Origin of the sequence: Pseudonocardia sp. TRM90224 (assembly GCF_021245725.1) — a bacterium.
Lineage (GTDB): Bacteria > Actinomycetota > Actinomycetes > Mycobacteriales > Pseudonocardiaceae > Pseudonocardia.
Genome location: NZ_JAJGSX010000020.1, coordinates 123,950 through 143,572, shown reverse-complemented (window position 1 = coordinate 143,572; position 19,623 = coordinate 123,950). Strand labels below are relative to the sequence as shown.

The 19,623-nt window shown below is 72.3% G+C and carries 17 protein-coding genes; 8 read left to right on the top strand and 9 right to left on the bottom strand.

Going from position 1 to position 19,623, the window contains the following annotated elements; all coding sequences use genetic code 11:
- Positions 1-87 precede the first annotated feature (87 nt).
- Complete coding sequence (locus tag LL648_RS25725; protein WP_232665288.1) at positions 88-915, top strand: TetR/AcrR family transcriptional regulator; 828 nt, start codon at positions 88-90, stop codon at positions 913-915.
- Positions 916-1,194: 279 nt separating this feature from the next.
- Here LL648_RS25725 and LL648_RS25720 read toward each other — a convergent pair whose 3' ends face one another.
- The 7 genes from LL648_RS25720 to LL648_RS25690 form a co-directional block, all read right to left on the bottom strand.
- Positions 1,195-2,829: a solute symporter family protein gene (locus tag LL648_RS25720; protein WP_232665320.1), complete on the bottom strand. Its 1,635-nt coding sequence runs from the start codon at positions 2,827-2,829 to the stop codon at positions 1,195-1,197.
- Between the two features lie 5 nt (positions 2,830-2,834).
- Positions 2,835-3,185 carry a DUF485 domain-containing protein gene (locus LL648_RS25715; protein ID WP_232665287.1) on the bottom strand — a complete coding sequence of 117 codons (351 nt, stop codon included), beginning with the start codon at positions 3,183-3,185 and terminating at the stop codon, positions 2,835-2,837.
- A gap of 127 nt (positions 3,186-3,312) precedes the next feature.
- On the bottom strand, positions 3,313-4,995 hold the full coding sequence (locus tag LL648_RS25710) for a sodium/solute symporter (protein ID WP_374112105.1): 1,683 nt from the start codon (positions 4,993-4,995) through the stop codon (positions 3,313-3,315).
- Entirely contained in the window at positions 4,992-5,342 is a 351-nt protein-coding gene (locus LL648_RS25705) for a hypothetical protein (protein ID WP_232665286.1), read from the bottom strand. The genes LL648_RS25710 and LL648_RS25705 overlap by 4 nt, the downstream gene beginning before the upstream one ends.
- Entirely contained in the window at positions 5,339-6,148 is an 810-nt protein-coding gene (locus LL648_RS25700; RefSeq protein ID WP_232665285.1) for a LytR/AlgR family response regulator transcription factor, read from the bottom strand. Before LL648_RS25700 ends, LL648_RS25705 begins: the two co-directional genes overlap by 4 nt.
- Positions 6,145-7,236: a sensor histidine kinase gene (locus LL648_RS25695; RefSeq protein WP_374112104.1), complete on the bottom strand. Its 1,092-nt coding sequence runs from the start codon at positions 7,234-7,236 to the stop codon at positions 6,145-6,147. Before LL648_RS25695 ends, LL648_RS25700 begins: the two co-directional genes overlap by 4 nt.
- A gap of 157 nt (positions 7,237-7,393) precedes the next feature.
- A complete protein-coding gene (locus LL648_RS25690; RefSeq protein ID WP_232665284.1) occupies positions 7,394-8,377 on the bottom strand; it encodes a LacI family DNA-binding transcriptional regulator in 984 nt (327 codons plus the stop codon).
- 103 nt (positions 8,378-8,480) lie between these two features.
- On the opposite strand from LL648_RS25690, the gene LL648_RS25685 reads away from it, so the two are divergent.
- Complete coding sequence (locus LL648_RS25685; RefSeq protein WP_232665283.1) at positions 8,481-9,776, top strand: Gfo/Idh/MocA family protein; 1,296 nt, start codon at positions 8,481-8,483, stop codon at positions 9,774-9,776.
- Positions 9,777-9,898: 122 nt separating this feature from the next.
- Here the strand turns inward: LL648_RS25685 and LL648_RS25680 are convergent, their stop codons facing one another.
- Positions 9,899-10,714 carry an SDR family NAD(P)-dependent oxidoreductase gene (locus LL648_RS25680; RefSeq protein ID WP_232665282.1) on the bottom strand — a complete coding sequence of 272 codons (816 nt, stop codon included), beginning with the start codon at positions 10,712-10,714 and terminating at the stop codon, positions 9,899-9,901.
- A 42-nt stretch (positions 10,715-10,756) separates the two neighbouring features.
- Between LL648_RS25680 and LL648_RS25675 the strand changes: the two genes are divergently transcribed.
- A complete protein-coding gene (locus LL648_RS25675) occupies positions 10,757-11,251 on the top strand; it encodes a GNAT family N-acetyltransferase (RefSeq protein ID WP_232665281.1) in 495 nt (164 codons plus the stop codon).
- A gap of 7 nt (positions 11,252-11,258) precedes the next feature.
- Here LL648_RS25675 and LL648_RS25670 read toward each other — a convergent pair whose 3' ends face one another.
- A complete protein-coding gene (locus LL648_RS25670; RefSeq protein WP_232665317.1) occupies positions 11,259-11,837 on the bottom strand; it encodes a GntR family transcriptional regulator in 579 nt (192 codons plus the stop codon).
- A 172-nt stretch (positions 11,838-12,009) separates the two neighbouring features.
- Here LL648_RS25670 and glyA point away from each other — a divergent pair, with 172 nt between their 5' ends.
- Genes glyA through LL648_RS25645 form a run of 5 tightly spaced genes read left to right on the top strand, consistent with a single transcriptional unit; the run spans position 12,010 to position 19,602 of the window.
- Positions 12,010-13,314 carry a serine hydroxymethyltransferase gene (gene glyA, locus LL648_RS25665; protein WP_232665280.1) on the top strand — a complete coding sequence of 435 codons (1,305 nt, stop codon included), beginning with the start codon at positions 12,010-12,012 and terminating at the stop codon, positions 13,312-13,314.
- 11 nt (positions 13,315-13,325) lie between these two features.
- A complete protein-coding gene (locus LL648_RS25660) occupies positions 13,326-14,537 on the top strand; it encodes a sarcosine oxidase subunit beta family protein (protein WP_232665316.1) in 1,212 nt (403 codons plus the stop codon).
- A 10-nt stretch (positions 14,538-14,547) separates the two neighbouring features.
- A complete protein-coding gene (locus LL648_RS25655; RefSeq protein WP_232665279.1) occupies positions 14,548-17,664 on the top strand; it encodes an FAD-dependent oxidoreductase in 3,117 nt (1,038 codons plus the stop codon).
- Positions 17,654-18,232 (top strand): sarcosine oxidase subunit gamma, encoded by a 579-nt coding sequence (locus LL648_RS25650; RefSeq protein ID WP_232665278.1) that lies wholly within the window; start codon positions 17,654-17,656, stop codon positions 18,230-18,232. The genes LL648_RS25655 and LL648_RS25650 overlap by 11 nt, the downstream gene beginning before the upstream one ends.
- Positions 18,229-19,602: an L-serine ammonia-lyase gene (locus LL648_RS25645; protein WP_232665277.1), complete on the top strand. Its 1,374-nt coding sequence runs from the start codon at positions 18,229-18,231 to the stop codon at positions 19,600-19,602. Before LL648_RS25650 ends, LL648_RS25645 begins: the two co-directional genes overlap by 4 nt.
- Positions 19,603-19,623: the final 21 nt, after the last annotated feature.

Here is a 19,623-nt window from a genome sequence, read left to right as displayed (position 1 = left end):
TCGGAGCAGCCAGCACGTCATTGTCGACGGCCAACCGAAATGGCCGATGTGATTGCGATTCTCGCAATTCCGCGGTAGTGTGTGCGGGTGACGGTGGATGTGGTGCCCGAGCGGGTGCGCGATGTGCTGGCCTCACGCGGCGAGACGCAGCGCGACCTCGCGGCGGCCATCGGGATGGAGCCGACGAAGCTGTCGAAGTCGCTCAACGGGCTGCGACGGTTCCGCACCGACGAGCTGGCCGCGATCGCCGAACAGGCCGGCGTCACCGTCGACTGGCTGATGCACGGCACCGGGGCCGGGCCCCGCCGCGCGACGGTCGTGGCGGTGCCGGCGGGCGACGACGACCCGCGCACCCGGCTGCTGAACGCGGCGTGGCGGCTCATCGCCGCGCGCGGCTACCACTCGGTGCGGATCGCCGACATCGCCAGCGCGTGCAGCACCAGCTCAGCGGCCGTGCACTACTACTTCCCGACGAAGGCCGACGTGCTGGAGGCGGCGCTCAGCCACTGCATGGAGGCGGCGTTCGCGCGGCAGTCCGCCGAGCTCGTCGCGCTGGAGAGCGGGCGCGACCGGATGCTGCGGCTGATCGAGATGCAGCTGCCCGTGGGGCAGGTCCGCGACGAGTGGTCGGTGTGGCTGCAGTTCTGGGCGGAGTCGGCGGTGCGACCCGCGCTGCGCTCGGCGCACACGGCGTTCTACGGACGCTGGCGCGAGGCCGTGGAGCGGATCATCGAACGCGGCCGGCGGCAGGGACAGGTCCGCGACATCGACGCGAAGCTGGTGGCGCTGCAGCTGACGTCGCTGACCGACGGGCTGGGCATCCAGGTCCTCACCGAGGCCCCCGGCGTCACGGCCCAGACGATGCGGGCGGCGCTGCTCGCGTTCGTCGAACGCGAGATCTTCCTGCCGGCGTGAGGTGGGCTCCGCCCCGCCACCGGCGGAGGCTCAGGAAGGTCCGCGCGGGACCCCGGCGGGAGGGCAGGAAAGCCACTTTCAGGCCCTCACAGGGCAGGAAAGTGGCTTTCCTGCCCTCGCGTGCGCGCCGTCCCGGCGGAGCCGGGCGCCGGGGAGCCGGGCCTGAGCGAACCGTGGCACCGTGCGACCGGCCCGCCGCCGAGGGGTCGCCTCGACGGCGGGCCGTTGTGCCGCGCGGCCGGAGCGGAGGAGATCCGGCCGCGACGTTCCCTGCGGGCGCTAGTGCGCGATGGGCTTCTCGGACCCGACCCCGGTGAGGGAGCGGACCTCCATCTCGGCGTACTTGCGCGGGTCGGCCTTGTCCTTGCTCAGCACCGTGCCGAGGTATCCGAGCAGGAACGAGATCGGGATCGACACAATGCCCGGGTTGTCGAGCGGGAACCAGTGGAAGTCGACGCCCTGCAGCATCGACGCGCTCTTCTGGGTCACCGGGTCGACCGGCTTGCCCGACACCACCGGCGAGAACACGATGAGCACGACGGTGACCGCGAGGCCGCCGTAGATGCTCCACAGCGCGCCGTTGGTGTTGAACCGCTTCCAGAACAGCGAGTAGAGGATCGTCGGCAGGTTCGCCGAGGCCGCCACCGCGAAGGCCAGCGCCACCAGGAACGCGATGTTCTGCCCGTTGGCGAGGATGCCGCCGGCGATGGCGACGACGCCGATCACGACCGCCGTGATGCGGGCGACCTTGACCTCCTCGTCCTTGCCGTCGACCTGCCCCTTCTTGATCACGTTGGCGTAGATGTCGTGTGCGAACGATGCCGACGCGGTGATCGTCAGGCCCGCGACCACGGCGAGGATCGTCGCGAACGCGACCGCCGCGATGATGCCGAGCAGCAGCGTGCCGCCGAGCTCGTAGGCCAGCAGCGGGGCCGCCGAGTTCGCGGCGCCGGGCGCCTTCTTGATCGCGTCCGGGCCGACGAGCGCCCCCGCCCCGTACCCGAGGACCAGCGTGAACAGGTAGAACAGACCGATCAGCCAGATCGCCCACACCACCGAACGGCGCGCTTCCTTCGCCGTCGGCACGGTGTAGAAACGCATCAGGATGTGCGGGAGCCCGGCGGTGCCGAGCACCAGCGCCAGGGCGAGCGAGACGAAGTCGAGCCTCAGCACACCGGTCTTGTACTGCTTGCCGGGGTTGAGCAGCGCCTCGCCGGCCTCGCCGCCGCGTGCGACGGCCTCGCCCAGGAGGTGCGAGAGGTTGAATCCGTTGAGCCCGAGCACCCACAGCGTCATCACGCCGGCGCCGACGATGAGCAGCACCGCCTTGATGATCTGCACCCACGTCGTGCCCCGCATGCCGCCGATCAGCACGTAGGCGATCATGATCGCGCCGACGACGGCGATCACCACCGCCTGGCCGAGACCATCGCTGATGTTGAGCAGCAGCGCGATCAGGCCGCCCGCGCCGGCCATCTGGGCGAGCAGGTAGAAGAACGACACCGCGAGCGTCGAGGTGGCCGCGGCGGCCCGGACGGGGCGCTGGCGCATCCGGAACGCGAGCACGTCGCCCATCGTGTACTTGCCGGTGTTCCGCAGCAGCTCCGCGACCAGCAGCAGCGCGACCAACCACGCCACCAGGAAGCCGATCGAGTAGAGGAAGCCGTCGTAGCCGTTCAGCGCGATCGCGCCGGCGATGCCGAGGAACGACGCGGCCGAGAGGTAGTCGCCGGAGATCGCGACGCCGTTCTGCGGGCCGGAGAAGCCGCCGCCGGCGGTGTAGAAGTCCGACGCGCCGCGGGTGGCGCGACGGCTCACGCGCACGACGATCGCGAGCGTGATGACGACGAAGACGCCGAAGATCGCGATGTTGAGGATGGGGTTGCTGCCCTCGACACCCTGGGCAAGAGGCATGGCCGTCACTTGGCCTCCTCCTCGAGGTCGGAACGGATCTTGCCGGCCAGCGGGTCGAGCCTGCGGTCGGCGAAGCGGACGTACCAGGCCGTGATCGCGAACGTCGACACGAACTGCAGCAGCCCGAAGATCAGCCCGATGTTGACGTTGCCGAAGACCTTCACCGACATGAACGCCGGCGCGTAGCTCGCCAGCAGCACGTACAGCAGGTACCAGGCCAGGAACAGGCCGGTGATCGGGAAGACGAAGTTGCGCAGTCTCCGCCTGAGGTCCTGGAACTCGGGAGCGGACTGGACCTCTCTCCAGTCCTTCTCACCCGTCGACGGGGGTGGGGACGACGACGACTCTGTGCTCACTGGGTGCCTCCTCGCGCCTCAGGTGACACAGCAAAGAACATGTGGATACCCGGCAAAAGTGGCGCACGACACGTCGCCGGGCGACGCGACGAACGGCCGACGAACGGTCGCGGACCACGACAAGCGGTCACTCGCGGTGAGCGGATCGCTCCGTCTCGTCAAGGTGGAGGCGCAGCATCGCGGCGTTCGCCCACGCCGGGGGCCGGCCGCGCAGCGACACCAGCACCATCGTCAGGAAGGCCAGCGGCACCGACCAGAGCGCGGGTTGGCCGAGCAGCAGCGCCGCGAGGCCCGGTGGGGCCCCGATGAACAGGTCGATCGCGATCACGCCGGCCGATGAGCCCAGCCCCACGACGATGCCGACGACGGCACCGCGCGCGGTGAGCCGCGGCCACCAGATGCCCAGCACGAGCAGCGGGCAGAACGTCGAGGCGGCGACGGCGAACGCGGAGGTCACGAGCACCCCGACGTCCAGGTGCACGGCGGGGAGCGCCAGTGCGACGACGATCGCCGCGGCCAGCAGCGTCGTGAAGCGCAGCCTGCGCACGGTCGTGCCGGGCAGCAGGTCGTGCGAGACCGCGCCCGACAGCGCGAGCAGCAACCCGAGCGACGTCGCCAGGAACGCCGCGAACGCGCCCGCGGTGAGCAGCGCGGTGAAGAAGGTGCCGGCCCACCCGCTGTCGACCCGCGCCGGCAGCTCGACGACGACGGTGTCGGTGCCGCCGCTCAGGAACAGCTCCGGCAGCAGCACCGTCCCCAGCAGCCCGTAGACGGCGGGGAAGAGGTAGAAGGCGCTGAGCAGCACCACCGTGATCGACGCGGTGCGCCGGGCGCCGCGGCCGTCGGGGCTGGTGTGGAACCGCACGATGATGTGCGGGAGGCCCATCGTGCCCAGCACGGTCGCCACCAGCACCGACCACGTCGTGAGCACCGGGTAGCCGGACCCGGCGTCGAGCAGCGGGCGGCCCCAGCCGTCCCCGCCTGGCGCGAACCCGCCGGCGACCGACGGCACGTCCGCGCCCTTCTCGAACACCCATTCGCTGCCGGCGAGCGCGGTGTAGTGGCCGGGCGCGAGCACGGCGGGCTGCCCGCCCGCGACGGTCACCGCGGTCGGCTCGGTGATCGTGAGCTCGGTGTCGAGGCGGAACTCGACGGGCGTCCTGCGCTCGAAGCGGGTGAACTCGACCGGCGAGAGCGCCTCGCTGCGGGTCGTCTCGCTGACGGTCAGCACCAGCCAGATCGCGGGCACGATGAACAGCAGCATCTTCAGCCCGAACTGGAACGCCTGCACGTAGGTGGCCGCGCGCATGCCGCCGAGGGCGAGCGTGATGCTCACGGCGGCGCCGGCGACGACCACGCCGACCCAGTACGGGGTGCCGCCCGCGACGGTCAGCACCAGCCCGGCCGCCTTGAACTGCGGAACCAGGTAGAGCGTAGCGATCACCAGCACCACGACGGCCGAGAGCTTGCGCAGGCCGGAGGAGCCCAGGCGGGCCTCGGCGAAGTCGGGGACGGTCAGCGCGCCGGTGCGCCGCATCGGCGCCGCGACCAGCGCGAGCATCGCGATGTAGCCGGCGGTGAAGCCCACCGGGTACCAGAGCGCGCCGATGCCGTCCTTCACGACGAGCCCCGCGACACCCAGGAACGACGCCGCCGAGAGGTACTCGCCCGAAACTGCCGCCGCGTTCAGCGTCGGGGAGATCCGGCGGGATGCCACGAGGAAGTCGGACGTGCTGCGGATCGCCACGACACCACGGGCGCCGATGAGCAGCGTCGCCAGCACGACGACCACGATCGCGGCACTGATCACCGGCCGCGCTCCGTGCGCTCCGCCCTGTGCAGCTGCCACCGCGAGAGCACCACCAGCAGCGGGTACGGCAGCACCGCCACCGCGAGCCACGACACCGGAACGCCCGCGACGCGGACCTCGTCGAGCGCCGGGAACGCCGCCAGCAGCAGCGGCAACCCGATGATCATCGCCCCGAGCAGCCCCACCGCCACCAGCGCCTTGCGCAGCTGCGCGTGGTGGATGCGGCGGGCGCGCTCGGCGTCGGCCGGTGCGAGGTGAGGCAGCTCGGCCCGCATGCCCGTGCGCCGCCGCGCGAGCGCGAGGCGGGTCTGCGGGCTGGCGACGGCCACCCGCTTCAGGCGGGTCACCGCTGCTCCCGGCGCGGCTGCTCGTGTCGGACGCCGCGGTCGAACTCGCCACGAGTTGCAGCGTCGAGCAGGTGTTCACGCAGCTCACGGGCGTGGCGGCGGCTGACCGGCACGTCACCGAGGTCGGTGTGGGCGAGCAGCCCACCGGTGACGTCGCTGCGCAACTCGCGCACGGCGGGCACGGAGAGCAGGTAGCTGCGGTGCACCCGGATGAACCCGGCGTGCGACCAGTGCTCCTCCAGCCGCGAGATCGGGATCCGGACGAGGTGCGCGCCCGACGGGGCGTGCAGCCGCACGTAGTCGCCCTGCGCCTCGGCGAACCGGACGTCGTCGCGGCGCACGTACCGGGTGCGCCCGGCCAGCTCGACGGGCACAGCGGCGAGCGCGTCGACCACCTCGGGGGCCGCCGCCGCGCCGCCGGTGTCGGCGCCGATGAACCGCCTGATCCGCTCCAGCGCGGAGCGCAGCCGCTCCTTGCTGACGGGTTTGAGCAGGTAGTCGACGGCGCCGATGCCGTAGGCGGACGCCGCGTGCTCCTCGAACGCCGTCACGAACACGACGACGGGCGGGTCGCTCATCTTGGCCAGCAGCGACGCCAGCTCCATCCCGTCCATCGCCGGCATCGAGATGTCCAGGAACACCGCGTCGTACGTCTCGGCCTGGATGAGGCGCAGCGCGGTGAGCGGGTCGCCCGCGGCGGCGACGGTGCTGACGCCCGGCGATGCCAGCAGGAGCCGGCGCAGCTCGTCCAGCGCGGGCGCGACGTCGTCGACGGCGAGCACCCGCAGCCCATGCGGCGCGATCACTGCGGGACCACCCCCGGTTGGAAGCGAGGTACCCGCAGCACGACCCTCGTGCCCGCCCCCGTCGCGGTCTCGATGACCAGACCGTAGCCCGGACCGAAGACCGTGCGCAGCCGCCGATCGACGTTCACCAGCCCCAAGCTGCCCGGCTTCCCACGGCCGGCGAGTATCTCCGCGGCGTACACCGGGTCCATGCCCGGCCCGTCGTCCTCGACGGTGATCACGCACTCGCTCCCCTCCGCCTCGCCGGTGACCTGCACCGACCCCCGCTCCCCCGTCACCTCGACGCCGTGCTGGACGGCGTTCTCGACCAGCGGCTGCAGCGCGAGGTACGGCAGCGCCACCGGCAGGATCTCCGGCGCGATCCGCACCTGCACCCGCAGCCGCTCGCCGAGCACGGCCCTGGCCAGCGCGAGATAGGCCTCGATCGCCTGGAACTCCCCCGACACCGTGGTGTAGTCGCCGTGGCGGGCCAGGCTGTGCCGCGCGTACTCCGCGAAGTCGAGCAGCAGCTCCCGCGCGCGTTCCGGGTCGGACTGCACGAACGACGCGATCGCCGTGAGGCTGTTGTAGACGAAGTGCGGCGAGATCTCCGCCCGCAGCGCGCGCAGCTCGGCCTGCACCGCAACCTCGGCGGAGGCCTCCAACTTCGCCCGGTCCAGCGCGTCGCTCACGAGGATCGCCGCCTCACGCGCGTCGGCCGTGGTCACGCCGCCCTCGACGACGAGCGCCCCGACCAGCTCGTCGCGCGCGTGCAGCGGCAGCGCCACCATGGTCTTGCGGACCGCGCGCGCGTCGGTCCGCAGCACCTGCTCGACCAGCGCCGCCGCCGTCTTCTCGTCGGCGGGCCAGCCGGCCCAGACGATGTCGCCGTCGAGCCCGGTCAGGCCGACCGCCTCGGCGTCGAGGAGGTGCTGCAGCCGGCCGGCGGCCGACGTGACGCCCGGCCCGTCCAGCCCGGCGCGCATCTCGGCCGCGACCCGGCGGCCGACGGCGAGCGACGCCATCGCGTCGGGTCCCAGCCGCGCCCGCGCGACACGGCGCCACCGGCCGCCTCGGCGCGCGCGGTTGGGCTCGGGTGAAGCGGCCATCACCACCTCCTTCGTGCCGACATGTAACACCTACGGCACGTCCGGGGTGTGCGCCCGCGCCCGTGTCCGCCGGCCGCCACCCGAACGTCCCCACCGTTTTGCCAACCTGCACGCCGTTTTGCCTGTGCAGGTTGGCAAAACGGTGGGCAACTCCGGGTCAGCGCGGCGCCGGGCCCGTGCTCCCGCGCGCCACGAGGTGCGTCGGCAACCGGGTGGGGCGGGGCGCCGCATCGTTCCCGGCGATCGTGGCGAGCAGCAGGTCGACGGCGTTGCGGACCGCTCGCGCGAACGGCACCGACACCGTGGTCAATGGGACGCCGGCCATGGCGGTGATGGCGACGTCGTCGCAGCCCACGACACTCAGCTCGGCGGGCACCCGCACCCCGCGTTGCGTGAACATCGCGAGCAGCCCGAGCGCGACGAGGTCGTTGAAGGCGATCACCGCCGTCGCCCCGCTGGCCAGCACCGGGTCGGCCGCCGCGCCGCCGCCGTCGAAGTGCGGCGGGTGGTGCCCGATCTCGACCAGCTCGGCGTCGGACCTCCCGATCGCGGCCTGCAAGCCCTCCCGCCGCAGCGCACCGGCCCGTGAGCCGCGCGGACCGGCGACATAGGCGATCCTGCGGTGGCCCAGCGCGACCAGGTGGCGCACCACCTGCTCCATGCCGTCGGCGTAGTCGACGAGCACGCACGGACGGCCCGGCACCTCGCGGTACATCGTGACGATCGGCAGCCCGGCCGGCAGGTCGGCGAGCTGCTCGTCGCTCATCCGCGGCGAGCACAGGATCAGCCCGTCGACCTGGCCCGCGAGCCGCCGCACCAGCACCGGTTCGAGCTCGGGATCCTCCTCGGAGTCGGTCAGCACCAGCTCGTAGTCGGCGCCGCGGGCGCGGCTCTGCAGCGGCTTGAGGATCTCGGTGTAGAACGGGTTGGCGAGGTCGGGGACGACCAGGCCGATGTTGCCGGTGCGGCCGGTGATCAGCCCGCTGGCCTGCCGGTTCGGCAGATATCCGAGCCGCTGGGCGGCGTCGCGCACGCGGCCCCTCGTCTCCTCGCCGACCAGGTCGGGTGCCGTGAACGCACGCGAGACCGTCGACGCGGACACCCCCGCCGCGCTCGCCACGTCGCGAATGGTTGCCGCCACCCCACGCCCTCCTGTCACCGCCTGTTGCGTGACACACAGTAGCGTGAAACATTGTGGGAACGTTTGCAGCAACACTCCGTCGTCGGACTGAAAGGGTGCTCACGTGACCTCTCGCCGCAGGTTCGCCGTTGTCGGACTCGGCGGCCGGGCCGGCCTCTACACCGAGGCGCTCGCCGGCCCGTACCGCGACCAGGCCGAGCTGGTGGCGTTCTGCGACCCGAACGCGACGCGGATGGCGGTGCACAACCGCGCGGTCACCGCTCTCGGGCACCCCGAGGTGCCGACGTTCGGGCCCGACCGGTTCGCCGACGTGCTCAAAGCGCAGCGGCCCGACACGGTGGTCGTCACCTCGATGGACGCCACGCACGACGGCTACATCGTCGCGGCGCTCGAAGCGGGCTGCGACGTGATCACCGAGAAGCCGATGACGATCGACGCCGAACGCGCCCGCCGGATCCTCGACGCGGAGCGGGCGTCGCGCGGGACGGTGCGGGTGACGTTCAACTACCGCTACAACCCCGTGCACGAGGAGGTGAAGAAGGCGCTCGCGGCCGGCTCGATCGGCGAGATCGGCTCGGTGCACTTCGAGTGGCTGCTCGACACCCGCCACGGCGCCGACTACTTCCGGCGGTGGCACCGGATGAAGGCCAACTCCGGCGGGCTGATGGTGCACAAGTCGACCCACCACTTCGACCTCGTCAACTGGTGGCTCGACGACCGCCCCGAGCTGGTCTTCGGCTCGGGCTCGCTCTTCTTCTACGGTCGCGAGAACGGCGAGCGGCGCGGGCTGGCCCGCGACTACGTGCGGGCGCACGGCGCCCCGGAGGCGGCCGACGACCCGTTCGCGATCCGGCTCGCCGAGAACGACGAGCTGCGCGAGCTGTACCTCGACGCCGAGGGCGACGACGGCTACCACCGCGACCAGAACGTCTTCGCCCCCGGGATCACGATCGAGGACGACATGGCGGTGCTCGTGCGGTACGCGCGCGGCGCGACGATGAGCTACCACCTCACGGCGTACTCGCCGTGGGAGGGCTACCGGGTGGCGTTCAACGGCAGCCGGGGGCGGCTGGAGCTGATCGTCCACGAGAACCGGTGGGCCCGCGCCGAGACACACGGCATCCACGGCACGAAGGCCGAGCAGGACGCCCGCGCGACGCTCACGCTGCACCCGCACTGGGAGCCGCCGCAGACGCTGCTCGACTCCCCGCTCGGGCACGGGCACGGCGGCGGCGACGCACGCATGCTCGCCGACCTGCTCACCCCGGACCCCACCGACCCTCTCGGCCGCAGCGCGGGCGCGCTCGACGGGGCGTGGTCGTTGGTCACGGGCCTGGCCGCGAACCGCTCGTTCGAAACCGGCCTACCGGTGACGGCGAAGGAGATCCTCACGCCATAGCACCCGCGGAAGGCACCCTCCGGGTGTGCCTGGAAAGCCACTTTCCCGGCCCCACGCGCCTGGAAAGTGACTTTCCAGGCAACGTGTGCGTGACGCACGCATTCCCTTCGTGCGGTCCCCCGTTACAGGCCCCGCGACGCCGCCAGCGCCACGATGCGCTGGTAGCCGGCCCCCAGGACGCGGGGCAGGGCGTCGATGGCGCGCGCGTCGGCTCCGATCAGGATGCGCGGGCGGTTGCGTTCGACCCCGCGCAGGATGGTGCGGGCCGCGGCGGTCGGGGTGGTGCGGGCGATGCGGGCGAAGTCCTTCGCGCGCTGGTCGGGGGTCCGTTCCCGGGGTGCGCGGGCCGCGCGGGCGATGTTGGTGCGGATTCCGCCGGGGTGCACGCAGCTGACGCCGACGGGGTGCTTCGAGATCAGCATCTCCTGGCGCAGCGCCTCGGTGAAGCCGCGCACGGCGAACTTCGTCGCGTTGTACGCGCTCTGCGTCGGCACTCCGATGAGGCCGAAGACGCTGGAGAGGTTCACGACGTGCCCGTCGCCGGACGCGATGAGGTGCGGCAGGTAGGCCTTGGTGCCGTGCACGACACCCCAGAAGTTGATCCCGACGATCCAGTCGAGGTCCTCCCACGTCATGTCGGCGACGTTGGCCATCAACGCCACACCCGCGTTGTTGACGACCAGGTTGACCTGCCCGAAGTGCTCTGCGACCGCGTCGGCGTTCGCGTGCACGGCGGCCCGGTCGGCGACGTCGAGCCGGTCGGTGCGCACCTGCGCGGCCAGCTTCTCGCAGCGGGCCCCCGTGTCGGCGACGGCGCCCTCGTCGATGTCGGAGAGCGCGAGCCGCGCGCCGCGTTCTGCCAGCTCGACGGCCAGCGCACGGCCGATCCCCGAGCCCGCACCGGTGATCACCGCGACCTTGCCAGAGAAATCCCGCATGCGGCTCATGCTGCCTGATGGCGCACGCGCCATGATCGGGCCATGCACCTGCGGGCCATGACGCACGACGAGTTCGACCGCTTCCTCGCGAACCAGGCCATCGACTACGGCACGCTGAAGGCCCGCGCGGGAGTGTTCGACGAGGCGACCGCGGAGCAACAGGCCCGCAGCGAGCTGCTGGAGCTGCTCCCCGACGGCAGCTCGACGGCGGGCATGCTCTTCTTCACCGCGGTCGAGGACGGCGCAAACGAGAACGGCACAGACGAGAACGGCACAGACGTCGGCTGGCTCTGGCTGGCGATGCCGGCGCCTGGCCGGCGCCAGCCCTGGGTGTACGACCTCTGGGTGGATCCGGAGCACCGCCGGAAGGGCTACGGGCGGGCGATCATGCTGGCCGCAGAGCGGGAGGTCGCGGCGCGCGGGCACAAGGAGCTCGGCCTGAACGTCTTCGGCGACAACACGTACGCGATCGCCCTCTACGCGAGCCTCGGCTACCACGTCACGGCGATGCAGATGGTCAAGCCGCTCGTGCCGTAGCGGCGGACTACATCACGTCGCGGATCGCCTTCTCGAACCCGACGACGTGCTCCAGCGCGAGCCGGGCGGCCGCGTCCGCGTCGCCCTCGATGATCGCGGCGAGCAGCTCGGCGTGCTCGCCGATGTGGCCGGCGAGGCCGGGGAGGCGGTCGAGGAACAGGCCCCAGATGCGGGTGGCGAGGTTGTCCTGGCGCACGAGGATGTCCTCGAGGTGCGGGTTGCCGGCCGCGCGGTAGATGCTGCGGTGCACCTCGACGTCGCGGCGCAGCAGCGCCCGTCGCTCGTCGATCTGGTGTGCTCCGGCGATGCCGGCCGCGATCGCGCTGAGCTGCGCGCGGGTCGCGGTCGAGGCGTTGCGGGCGGCGCGGGCCGCGGCGAGCGGCTCCAGCTCGGCGCGGATCTCGGAGATGTGCGCGAGGTCGGTGATGTCGACGGCCGTCGCGAACGTCCCGCGGCGCGGGTAGGCGACGACGAGCCGGTCGCCTTCGAGTCGCTTGAGCGCTTCGCGCACCGGGGTGCGGCCCGTCGCCAGCTCCTGCGCCAGCAGCTCGTCGTTGAGCGGCTCGCCGGGCCGGATGTCGAGCATGATCAACCGGTCGCGGATGGCCTCGTACGCGCGATCGGCGAGCGAACCGGGTAGCGACACATCCTGCAAGCTCACAGGACCCCCTCCTTGACCAGGCGCACAACGCGCGCCTACCGTACACCGCGCATTGATATATCAGTATCCGGACACTGACCCCGCAGAAGGTGGCCTCGTGACACTCGCGACCGACGCCGACATCCTCAACACCCCGCTCGCCGAGACCGACCCCGAGATCCACGCCGCCGTCGTCGCAGAGCTGGACCGCCAGGAGTCGACGCTGGAGATGATCGCGAGCGAGAACGTCGCCCCGCTCGCCGTGATGCAGGCGCAGGGCTCCGTCCTCACCAACAAGTACGCCGAGGGCTATCCCGGGCGGCGCTACTACGGGGGGTGCGAGCACGTCGACGTCGTCGAGCGGCTCGCGATCGAGCGGGTCAGCACCCTGTTCGGCGCCGACTACGCCAACGTCCAGCCGCATTCCGGCGCGCAGGCCAATGCCGCCGCGATGGCCGCGCTGCTCTCGCCGGGCGACCGGATCCTCGGGCTCGACCTGGCCCACGGCGGGCACCTCACCCACGGCATGCGGCTCAACTTCTCCGGCAAGCTCTACGACGTCGCCGCCTACCACGTGCGCGAGGACGACCACCGCGTCGACATGGCGGAGGTCGAACGGCTCGCCCACGAGCACCGGCCGAAGCTGATCGTCGCGGGCTGGTCGGCCTACCCGCGCCACCTCGACTTCGCGGAGTTCCGGCGGATCGCCGACGAGGTCGGCGCATACTTGATGGTCGACATGGCGCACTTCGCCGGGCTGGTCGCCGCGGGGCTGCACCCCTCCCCCGTGCCACACGCGCACGTCGTCACGAGCACCACCCACAAGACGCTCGCCGGCCCGCGCGGCGGGTTCATCCTCTCCGCCGGCGACGCGGCCGAGGAGCTGCGCAAGAAGTTCAGCTCGGCGGTCTTCCCCGGGCAGCAGGGCGGCCCGCTGGAGCACGTCATCGCGGCGAAGGCGGTGGCGTTCAAGCTCGCCGCGGGCGAGGCGTTCCGCGACCGGCAGCAACGCACGCTCGACGGCGCCCGGTTGCTGGCCGAGCGGTTGCTCGCCGACGACTCGCGCGCCGCCGGCGTCAACGTCGTTAGCGGTGGCACAGACGTGCACCTCGTGCTCGTCGACCTGCGCGACTCGCAGCTGGACGGGAAGCAGGCCGAGGACCGCCTGCACGCCGCCGGGATCACCGTGAACCGCAACGCCGTCCCGTTCGACCCGCGCCCCCCGATGATCAGCTCCGGCGTCCGGATCGGCACGGCGGCGCTCGCCACCCGCGGGTTCGGCGAGGCTGAGTTCACCGAGGTCGCGGAAACCATCGCGACGGTGCTGCGGCCCGGGACCGACGAGGACGCCCTGCAGGTGCTGCGCGGGAAGGTCTCCGCGCTCGCCTCGCGGTTCCCGCTCTACCCGGCCCTGCAGAAGTGAGCGCACCAGAGATGGCGGTGCCCGAGCACCCGGACTTCCTCTGGGACAACCCCGAGCCGAAGCGCTCCTACGACGTCGTGATCGTCGGTGGCGGCGGCCACGGTCTCGCCACCGCGCACTACCTCGCGAAGAACCACGGCATCACCGACGTCGCGGTCGTCGAGAAGGGGTGGCTGGCCGGCGGCAACATGGCCCGCAACACCACGGTGATCCGCTCCAACTACCTCTGGGACGAGAGCGCGGGCATATACGAGCACTCGCTGAAGCTCTGGGAGGGCCTGGAGGAGGACCTCGACTACCCGATCCTGTTCAGCCAGCGCGGCGTGCTCAACCTCGCGCACACGCTGCAGGACGTGCGCGACAGCGTCCGGCGGGTCGAGGCGAACCGGCTCAACGGGATCGACGCGCAGTGGCTCACGCCGGACGAGGTGGCGAAGGTCTGCCCGATCGTCAACGTGTCGCAGGAGATCCGCTACCCGGTGCTGGGCGCCACCTACCAGCCGCGGGGCGGGATCGCGAAGCACGACTACGTGGCCTGGGGGTTCGCCCGCAAGGCCGCGGCGGCGGGCGTCGACCTGCTGCAGGACTGCGCCGTCACCGGCTTCACGACCAGCGGCGACCGGGTCACCGGCGTCCGGACGTCGCGCGGCGACATCGCCGCGGGCCGGGTCGTGTTGTGCGCCGCCGGCCACACCTCGGTGCTGACCGACATGCTCGGCTTCCGCGTGCCCGTGCAGAGCCATCCGCTGCAGGCACTCGTCTCGGAGCTGTTGGAGCCCGTGCACCCGACGGTCGTCATGTCCAACGCCGTGCACGTCTACGTGTCGCAGGCGCACAAGGGCGAGCTGGTGATGGGCGCCGGCGTCGACTCCTACAACGGGTACGGGCAGCGCGGCGCGTTCCACATCATCGAGCGGCAGATGGCCGCGGCCGTCGAGCTGTTCCCGGTGTTCGCGCGGGCGCACCTGCTGCGCTCGTGGGGCGGGATCGTGGACGTCACGCCGGACGCATCGCCGATCGTGGGGCGCACGCCGTACTCGAACCTGTACCTGAACTGCGGATGGGGTACAGGTGGTTTCAAGGCGACCCCCGGCGTGGGGTGGTGCCTCGCGCACACCGTCGCGCACGACGAGCCGCACCCGTTCAACGCCCCGTTCACGCTCGACCGGTTCGTCACGGGCGCGCTGGTCGACGAGCACGGCGCCGCCGCCGTGGCCCACTGAGGAGAATCCCGTGCAACTCATCGACTGCCCGTGGTGCGGGCCGCGCGAGGAGACCGAGTTCCACTACGGCGGGGAGGCCGGGGTCGTCTACCCGCCGGAACCATCGGCGCTCGACGACACCGAGTGGGCGCACTACGTCTTCTTCCGCTCCAACCCGAAGGGCCGCTTCCGCGAGCGTTGGACGCACTCGACGGGGTGCCGGCGGTGGTTCGACGCCGTGCGCGATACCACCACGTACGCGTTCGATCCGGCGCCGGCCCGAGGCCCTCGGGGTCAGCGCCGGGGAGGGCAGGAAAGCCACTTTCCTGCCCCCACAGGGCCGGAAAGTGGCTTTCCTGCCCTCCCGGCCACCCACGCAGGAGGGCGTGAGGGCGAGTTGCGGGTTCCGGGGCGCGGTCGCGTCGACGGCGACGCGGTGCTGCGGTTCACGTTCGACGGCCGCCAGCTCACCGGGCACCCGGGCGACACGCTCGCCTCGGCGCTGCTCGCGCACGGCATCCACCGGGTCGGGACGAGCGTCAACCTCGGCCGCCCGCGTGGCATCGGCGCCGCGTGGGCCGAGGACCCGGGCGGGTTGGTGCAGGTCGAGGAGCCGTTCCCGGAGCCGATGCTGCTGGCCACCACGGTCGAGCTGAGCGATGGGCTGGTCGCGCGCGGCCTCCCCGGCCGCGGCCGGCTCGCCACGGTCGCCGACACCGCCCGCTACGACGCGATGCACGCCCACGCGGACGTCCTCGTCGTCGGCGCCGGCCCGGCCGGGCTCACCGCCGCGCTGGCGGCGGCCCGGGCGGGACGCCGGGTGGTGCTGGTCGACGAGCAGACCGAGCCGGGCGGCGCGCTGCTCGGCACCGCCGACCTCATCGACGGCCGGCCTGCGCTCGACTGGGTCGCCGCGGTGACGGCCGAGCTGGCCGCGCACCCCGACGTGCGGCTCCTGCAGCGCACCACCGCGTTCGGGCACTACGACGACGGGTTCGTGCTCGCCGTCGAGCGCCGCCCAGTCGTTGGTAGCGCGGTCGTCGGAGGCGCAGCGCACCGCTCCCGGCAGCGCGTCTGGCGGATCCGGGCGCGGGAGATCGTCATCGCGACCGGGGCGCACGAGCGCCCGGTGGTCTTCGCCGACAACGACCGGCCGGGGATCATGCTCGCCGCCGGCGCGCGAACGTTCCTGCACCGCTACGGCGTGCTCGCCGGCCGCGAGGTCGTCGTCTTCACCACCGACGACGCCGCCTACGCCGCTGCCGTCGACCTCGCCGACGCGGGCGCGACCGTCCGCGCGGTGCTCGACGCCAGGCCCGCGCCGCCCGCGCACTGGCTCGGCGAGTGCGAGCGCCGCGGCATCCCCGTGCACGCCGGAACGCTGGTCACCGGCACCGACGGCGACCCCACCACCGGCCGCGTCACCGCGGTGCACGCCGGCGAGCGCTTCCCGTGCGACCTGCTGCTGGTCAGCGGTGGCTGGAACCCGGCCGTCCACCTGTTCAGCCAGGTCCGCGGCGAGCTGCGCTACGACGAGGCGCTCGGCGCCTTCCTGCCCGGCCCGCCGCTGCCCGGCGTCACGGTGGTCGGCGCCGCCGGCGGCACGTTCGACCTGGCGGGCTGCCTCGGCCGGCCCGTGGACGAACCGCCGCGGACTGCCCCGCTGGTCCTGTGGCGCACGCCGGGCGACGAGTCGGCGCAGTTCGTCGACATCCAGCGCGACGCGACCGGCGCCGACATCGCGCGCGCGGTCGGCGCCGGCATGCGCTCGGTGGAGCACGTCAAGCGGTACACGACGATCGGCACCGCGCACGACCAGGGCAAGACGTCCGGGGTGATCGCCTCGGGCATCACGGCGGAGCTGCTGGGCGTCCCGGTGGCGCAGCTGGGCACGACGACGTTCCGCGCGCCGTACACGCCCGTCGCGTTCGCCGCGCTGGCCGGGCGCGACCGGGGCGCGCTGTTCGACCCAGAGCGGTTCACCGCACTGCACGACTGGCACGTCGCGCAAGGCGCGGTGTTCGAGGACGTCGGGCAGTGGAAGCGGCCGCGCTTCTACCCGCATCCCGGCGAGGACATGGAAGCCGCCGTGCTGCGCGAGTGCGCGGCCACCCGCACCGGTGTCGGGATCATCGACGGCTCGACCCTCGGCAAGATCGACGTGCAGGGGCCCGACGCCGCGGTGCTGCTCGACCGGATCTACACGAACCTCATGAGCAGCCTCAAGGTCGGTTCCGTGCGCTACGGCGTGATGTGCGGCGTCGACGGCATGGTGATCGACGACGGCACGGTGCTGCGCCTCGCCGACGACCGTTTCCTGGTGATCACCACGACCGGCGGCGCCGCGCGGATACTCGACTGGATGGAGGAGTGGCTGCAGACGGAGTGGCCGGAGCTGCGGGTGCACCTCACGTCGGTGACCGACCACTGGGCGACGTTCCCGGTCGTCGGGCCGCGCTCGCGCGACGTGATCGCCGCGGTGCTGCCCGACCTGGACGTCTCCGCGGCCGGGTTCCCGTTCATGACCTGGCGCGACGTCCGGATCGCGGACGTGCCGGTCAGGGTCGCGCGGATCAGCTTCTCCGGCGAGCTCGCGTTCGAGGTGAACGTCGACTCGTGGCGCGCGCAAGCGGTGTGGGACCTGCTGATCGAGGCCGGCCGCCCGCACGGGATCACCCCGTACGGCACCGAGACGATGCACGTGCTGCGCGCCGAGAAGGGCTACCCGATCATCGGGCAGGACACCGACGGCACCGTCACCCCGCACGACCTCGGCATGGCGTGGGCGGTGTCGAAGAAGAAGCCCGACTTCGTCGGGAAGCGCTCGTTCGACCGCGCCGAGAACCACAACCCCGACCGCAAGCAGCTGGTCGGGCTGCTGCCCGTCGACGGCACGACGCTGCTGCCGGAGGGCTCGCAGATCGTCGAGCACGCCACGCTGCCCGAGCCGCCGGTGCCGATGCTCGGACACGTCACGTCGAGCTACCGCAGCGCCGAGCTGGGTCGGCCGTTCGCGCTCGCGCTGGTCAAGGCCGGGCGGGCGCGGATCGGCTCGACCCTGCACGTGCCGATCGGCGGTGAGCTGGTGCCCGTCGAGGTCACCGGCCCCGTGCTCGTCGACCCCGAAGGAGCCCGCCGTGACGGCTGACCTCGCCCGCATCGGACCCTTGCACCAGTGGGGCGGGCTGTTCGCGACGCTGCCCGACTCGGTGCAGGTGCTCACGGAGCAGTTCGTCGCGCAGGTCGACCTGCGTCTCGATCCCGCCGGGCCGGCCGGTGCCGACGTCGCGGCGTACCTGGGCGTCGCCCTGCCCGAGGCGCCGAACACCTGGGTGCAGGGCGACACGGCCACCGTGATCTGGCTGGGACCGGACGAGTGGCTGGTGACGAGCCCGTTCGCCAGCCCGGAGGCGCTGGAGGCCGGCCTGCGGGAGGCGGTGGGGGCGGACGGCGCCGTCGTCGACGTCTCGGCGCAGCGCACCACGCTGCGGCTGCGCGGTGCGCACGCCGCCGACGTGCTCGCCTCGGGCTGCGCCGTCGACCTGCACCCGAGCGTGTTCGCGACCGGTTCCGCGGCGCAGACCACGGTGGGGATGGCAGGGATCGTGCTGCTCGCGCTGGACGACTCCGCGAGCGACTACCGCCTGCTCGTCCGCTCGACGTTCGCGCGGTACCTGGCGAGCTGGCTGCTCGACGCCGCGCAGGAGCACTCGTGACCATCAGCGTGTTCGACCTGTTCAAGGTCGGGATCGGGCCGTCCAGCTCGCACACGGTCGGCCCTATGCGCGCGGCGTACCTGTTCGTCGAGCGGCTGCGCGACGACCGGTTCCTCGACCGCGTCGCGGGCGTCCGGGTGGAGCTGTTCGGCTCGCTCGGGGCGACGGGTCACGGGCACGGCAGCGTCAAGGCGGTGGTGCTCGGGCTGGAGGGTGAGCAGCCCGACCTCGTCGACCCCGCCGGCGCGCAGGAGCGGGTCGACACCGTGCGCGCGACGGGACGGTTGCGGCTGGGCGGCACCCACGAGGTGCCGTTCGCGGTCGACGACGACGTCGTGCTGCACCGGCGCAAGCGGCTGCCGTTCCACACCAACGGGATGCTGTTCCGGGCGCTCGACGCTGCCGGCGAGGTGCTCTTCGCCAGGGAGTTCTACTCGGTGGGCGGCGGGTTCGTCGTCGACGAGGACGCCGCGGGCAACCCGGTGCTCGTCGCCGACCCGACCCCGGTGCCGTACCCGTTCTCGACCGGCGACGAGCTGCTGAAGCTGACGACCGACACCGGCCGGAGCATCAGCGAGCTGATGCTGGCCAACGAGCTGGCGTGGCGCACGGAGGCGGAGGTCCGCGAGGGCCTGCTGCACATCTGGGCGGTCATGCAGGAGTGCGTCGAGCGCGGCGCGCACACCCCCGGCGTGCTGCCGGGCGGCCTGAAGGTGCGCAGGCGGGCAGCGACGCTGCGCGAGAAGCTCGAATCCGGCGGCGACGAGGACGACCCGCTGCGCGCGATGGAGTGGGTCACGATGTACGCGCTGGCCGTCAACGAGGAGAACGCCGGCGGCGGGCGCGTCGTCACCGCGCCCACCAACGGCGCAGCCGGGATCATCCCCGCGGTCCTGCACTACTACCGGCAGTTCGTGCGGTCGTTCAGCGACGACGGCGTGGTGCAGTTCCTGCTGACCGCGGGCGCGATCGGGCTCCTGTTCAAGGAGAACGCCTCCATCTCCGGGGCGGAGGTCGGCTGCCAGGGCGAGGTCGGCTCGGCGTGCTCGATGGCGGCCGGCGGGCTCGCCGAGGTGCTGGGCGGCACGCCCGAGCAGGTGGAGAACGCCGCGGAGATCGGCATCGAGCACAACCTCGGCCTCACCTGCGACCCGGTGGGCGGGCTCGTCCAGATCCCGTGCATCGAACGCAACGCGATCGGCTCGATCAAGGCGATCGCCGCGGCGCGCATGGCCGTGCGCGGCGACGGGCGGCACCACGTCACCCTCGACAAGGCGATCAAGACGATGCGCGAGACCGGCGCGGACATGAAGGACAAGTACAAGGAGACCGCGCGCGGGGGTCTCGCGCTGAACGTCGTCGAGTGCTGAGGTCGCAGCTACGCTGAAGGC

Bases quoted from the DNA above. Each gene is read 5' to 3' on its own strand.
- LL648_RS25680 (WP_232665282.1), bottom strand. From the start codon at position 10,714: ATGCGGGATTTCTCTGGCAAGGTCGCGGTGATCACCGGTGCGGGCTCG.
- LL648_RS25660 (WP_232665316.1), top strand. From the start codon at position 13,326: ATGGCGGTGCCCGAGCACCCGGACTTCCTCTGGGACAACCCCGAGCCG.
- LL648_RS25695 (WP_374112104.1), bottom strand. From the start codon at position 7,236: ATGGCCGCTTCACCCGAGCCCAACCGCGCGCGCCGAGGCGGCCGGTGG.
- LL648_RS25675 (WP_232665281.1), top strand. From the start codon at position 10,757: ATGCACCTGCGGGCCATGACGCACGACGAGTTCGACCGCTTCCTCGCG.
- LL648_RS25670 (WP_232665317.1), bottom strand. From the start codon at position 11,837: ATGCTCGACATCCGGCCCGGCGAGCCGCTCAACGACGAGCTGCTGGCG.
- LL648_RS25720 (WP_232665320.1), bottom strand. From the start codon at position 2,829: ATGCCTCTTGCCCAGGGTGTCGAGGGCAGCAACCCCATCCTCAACATC.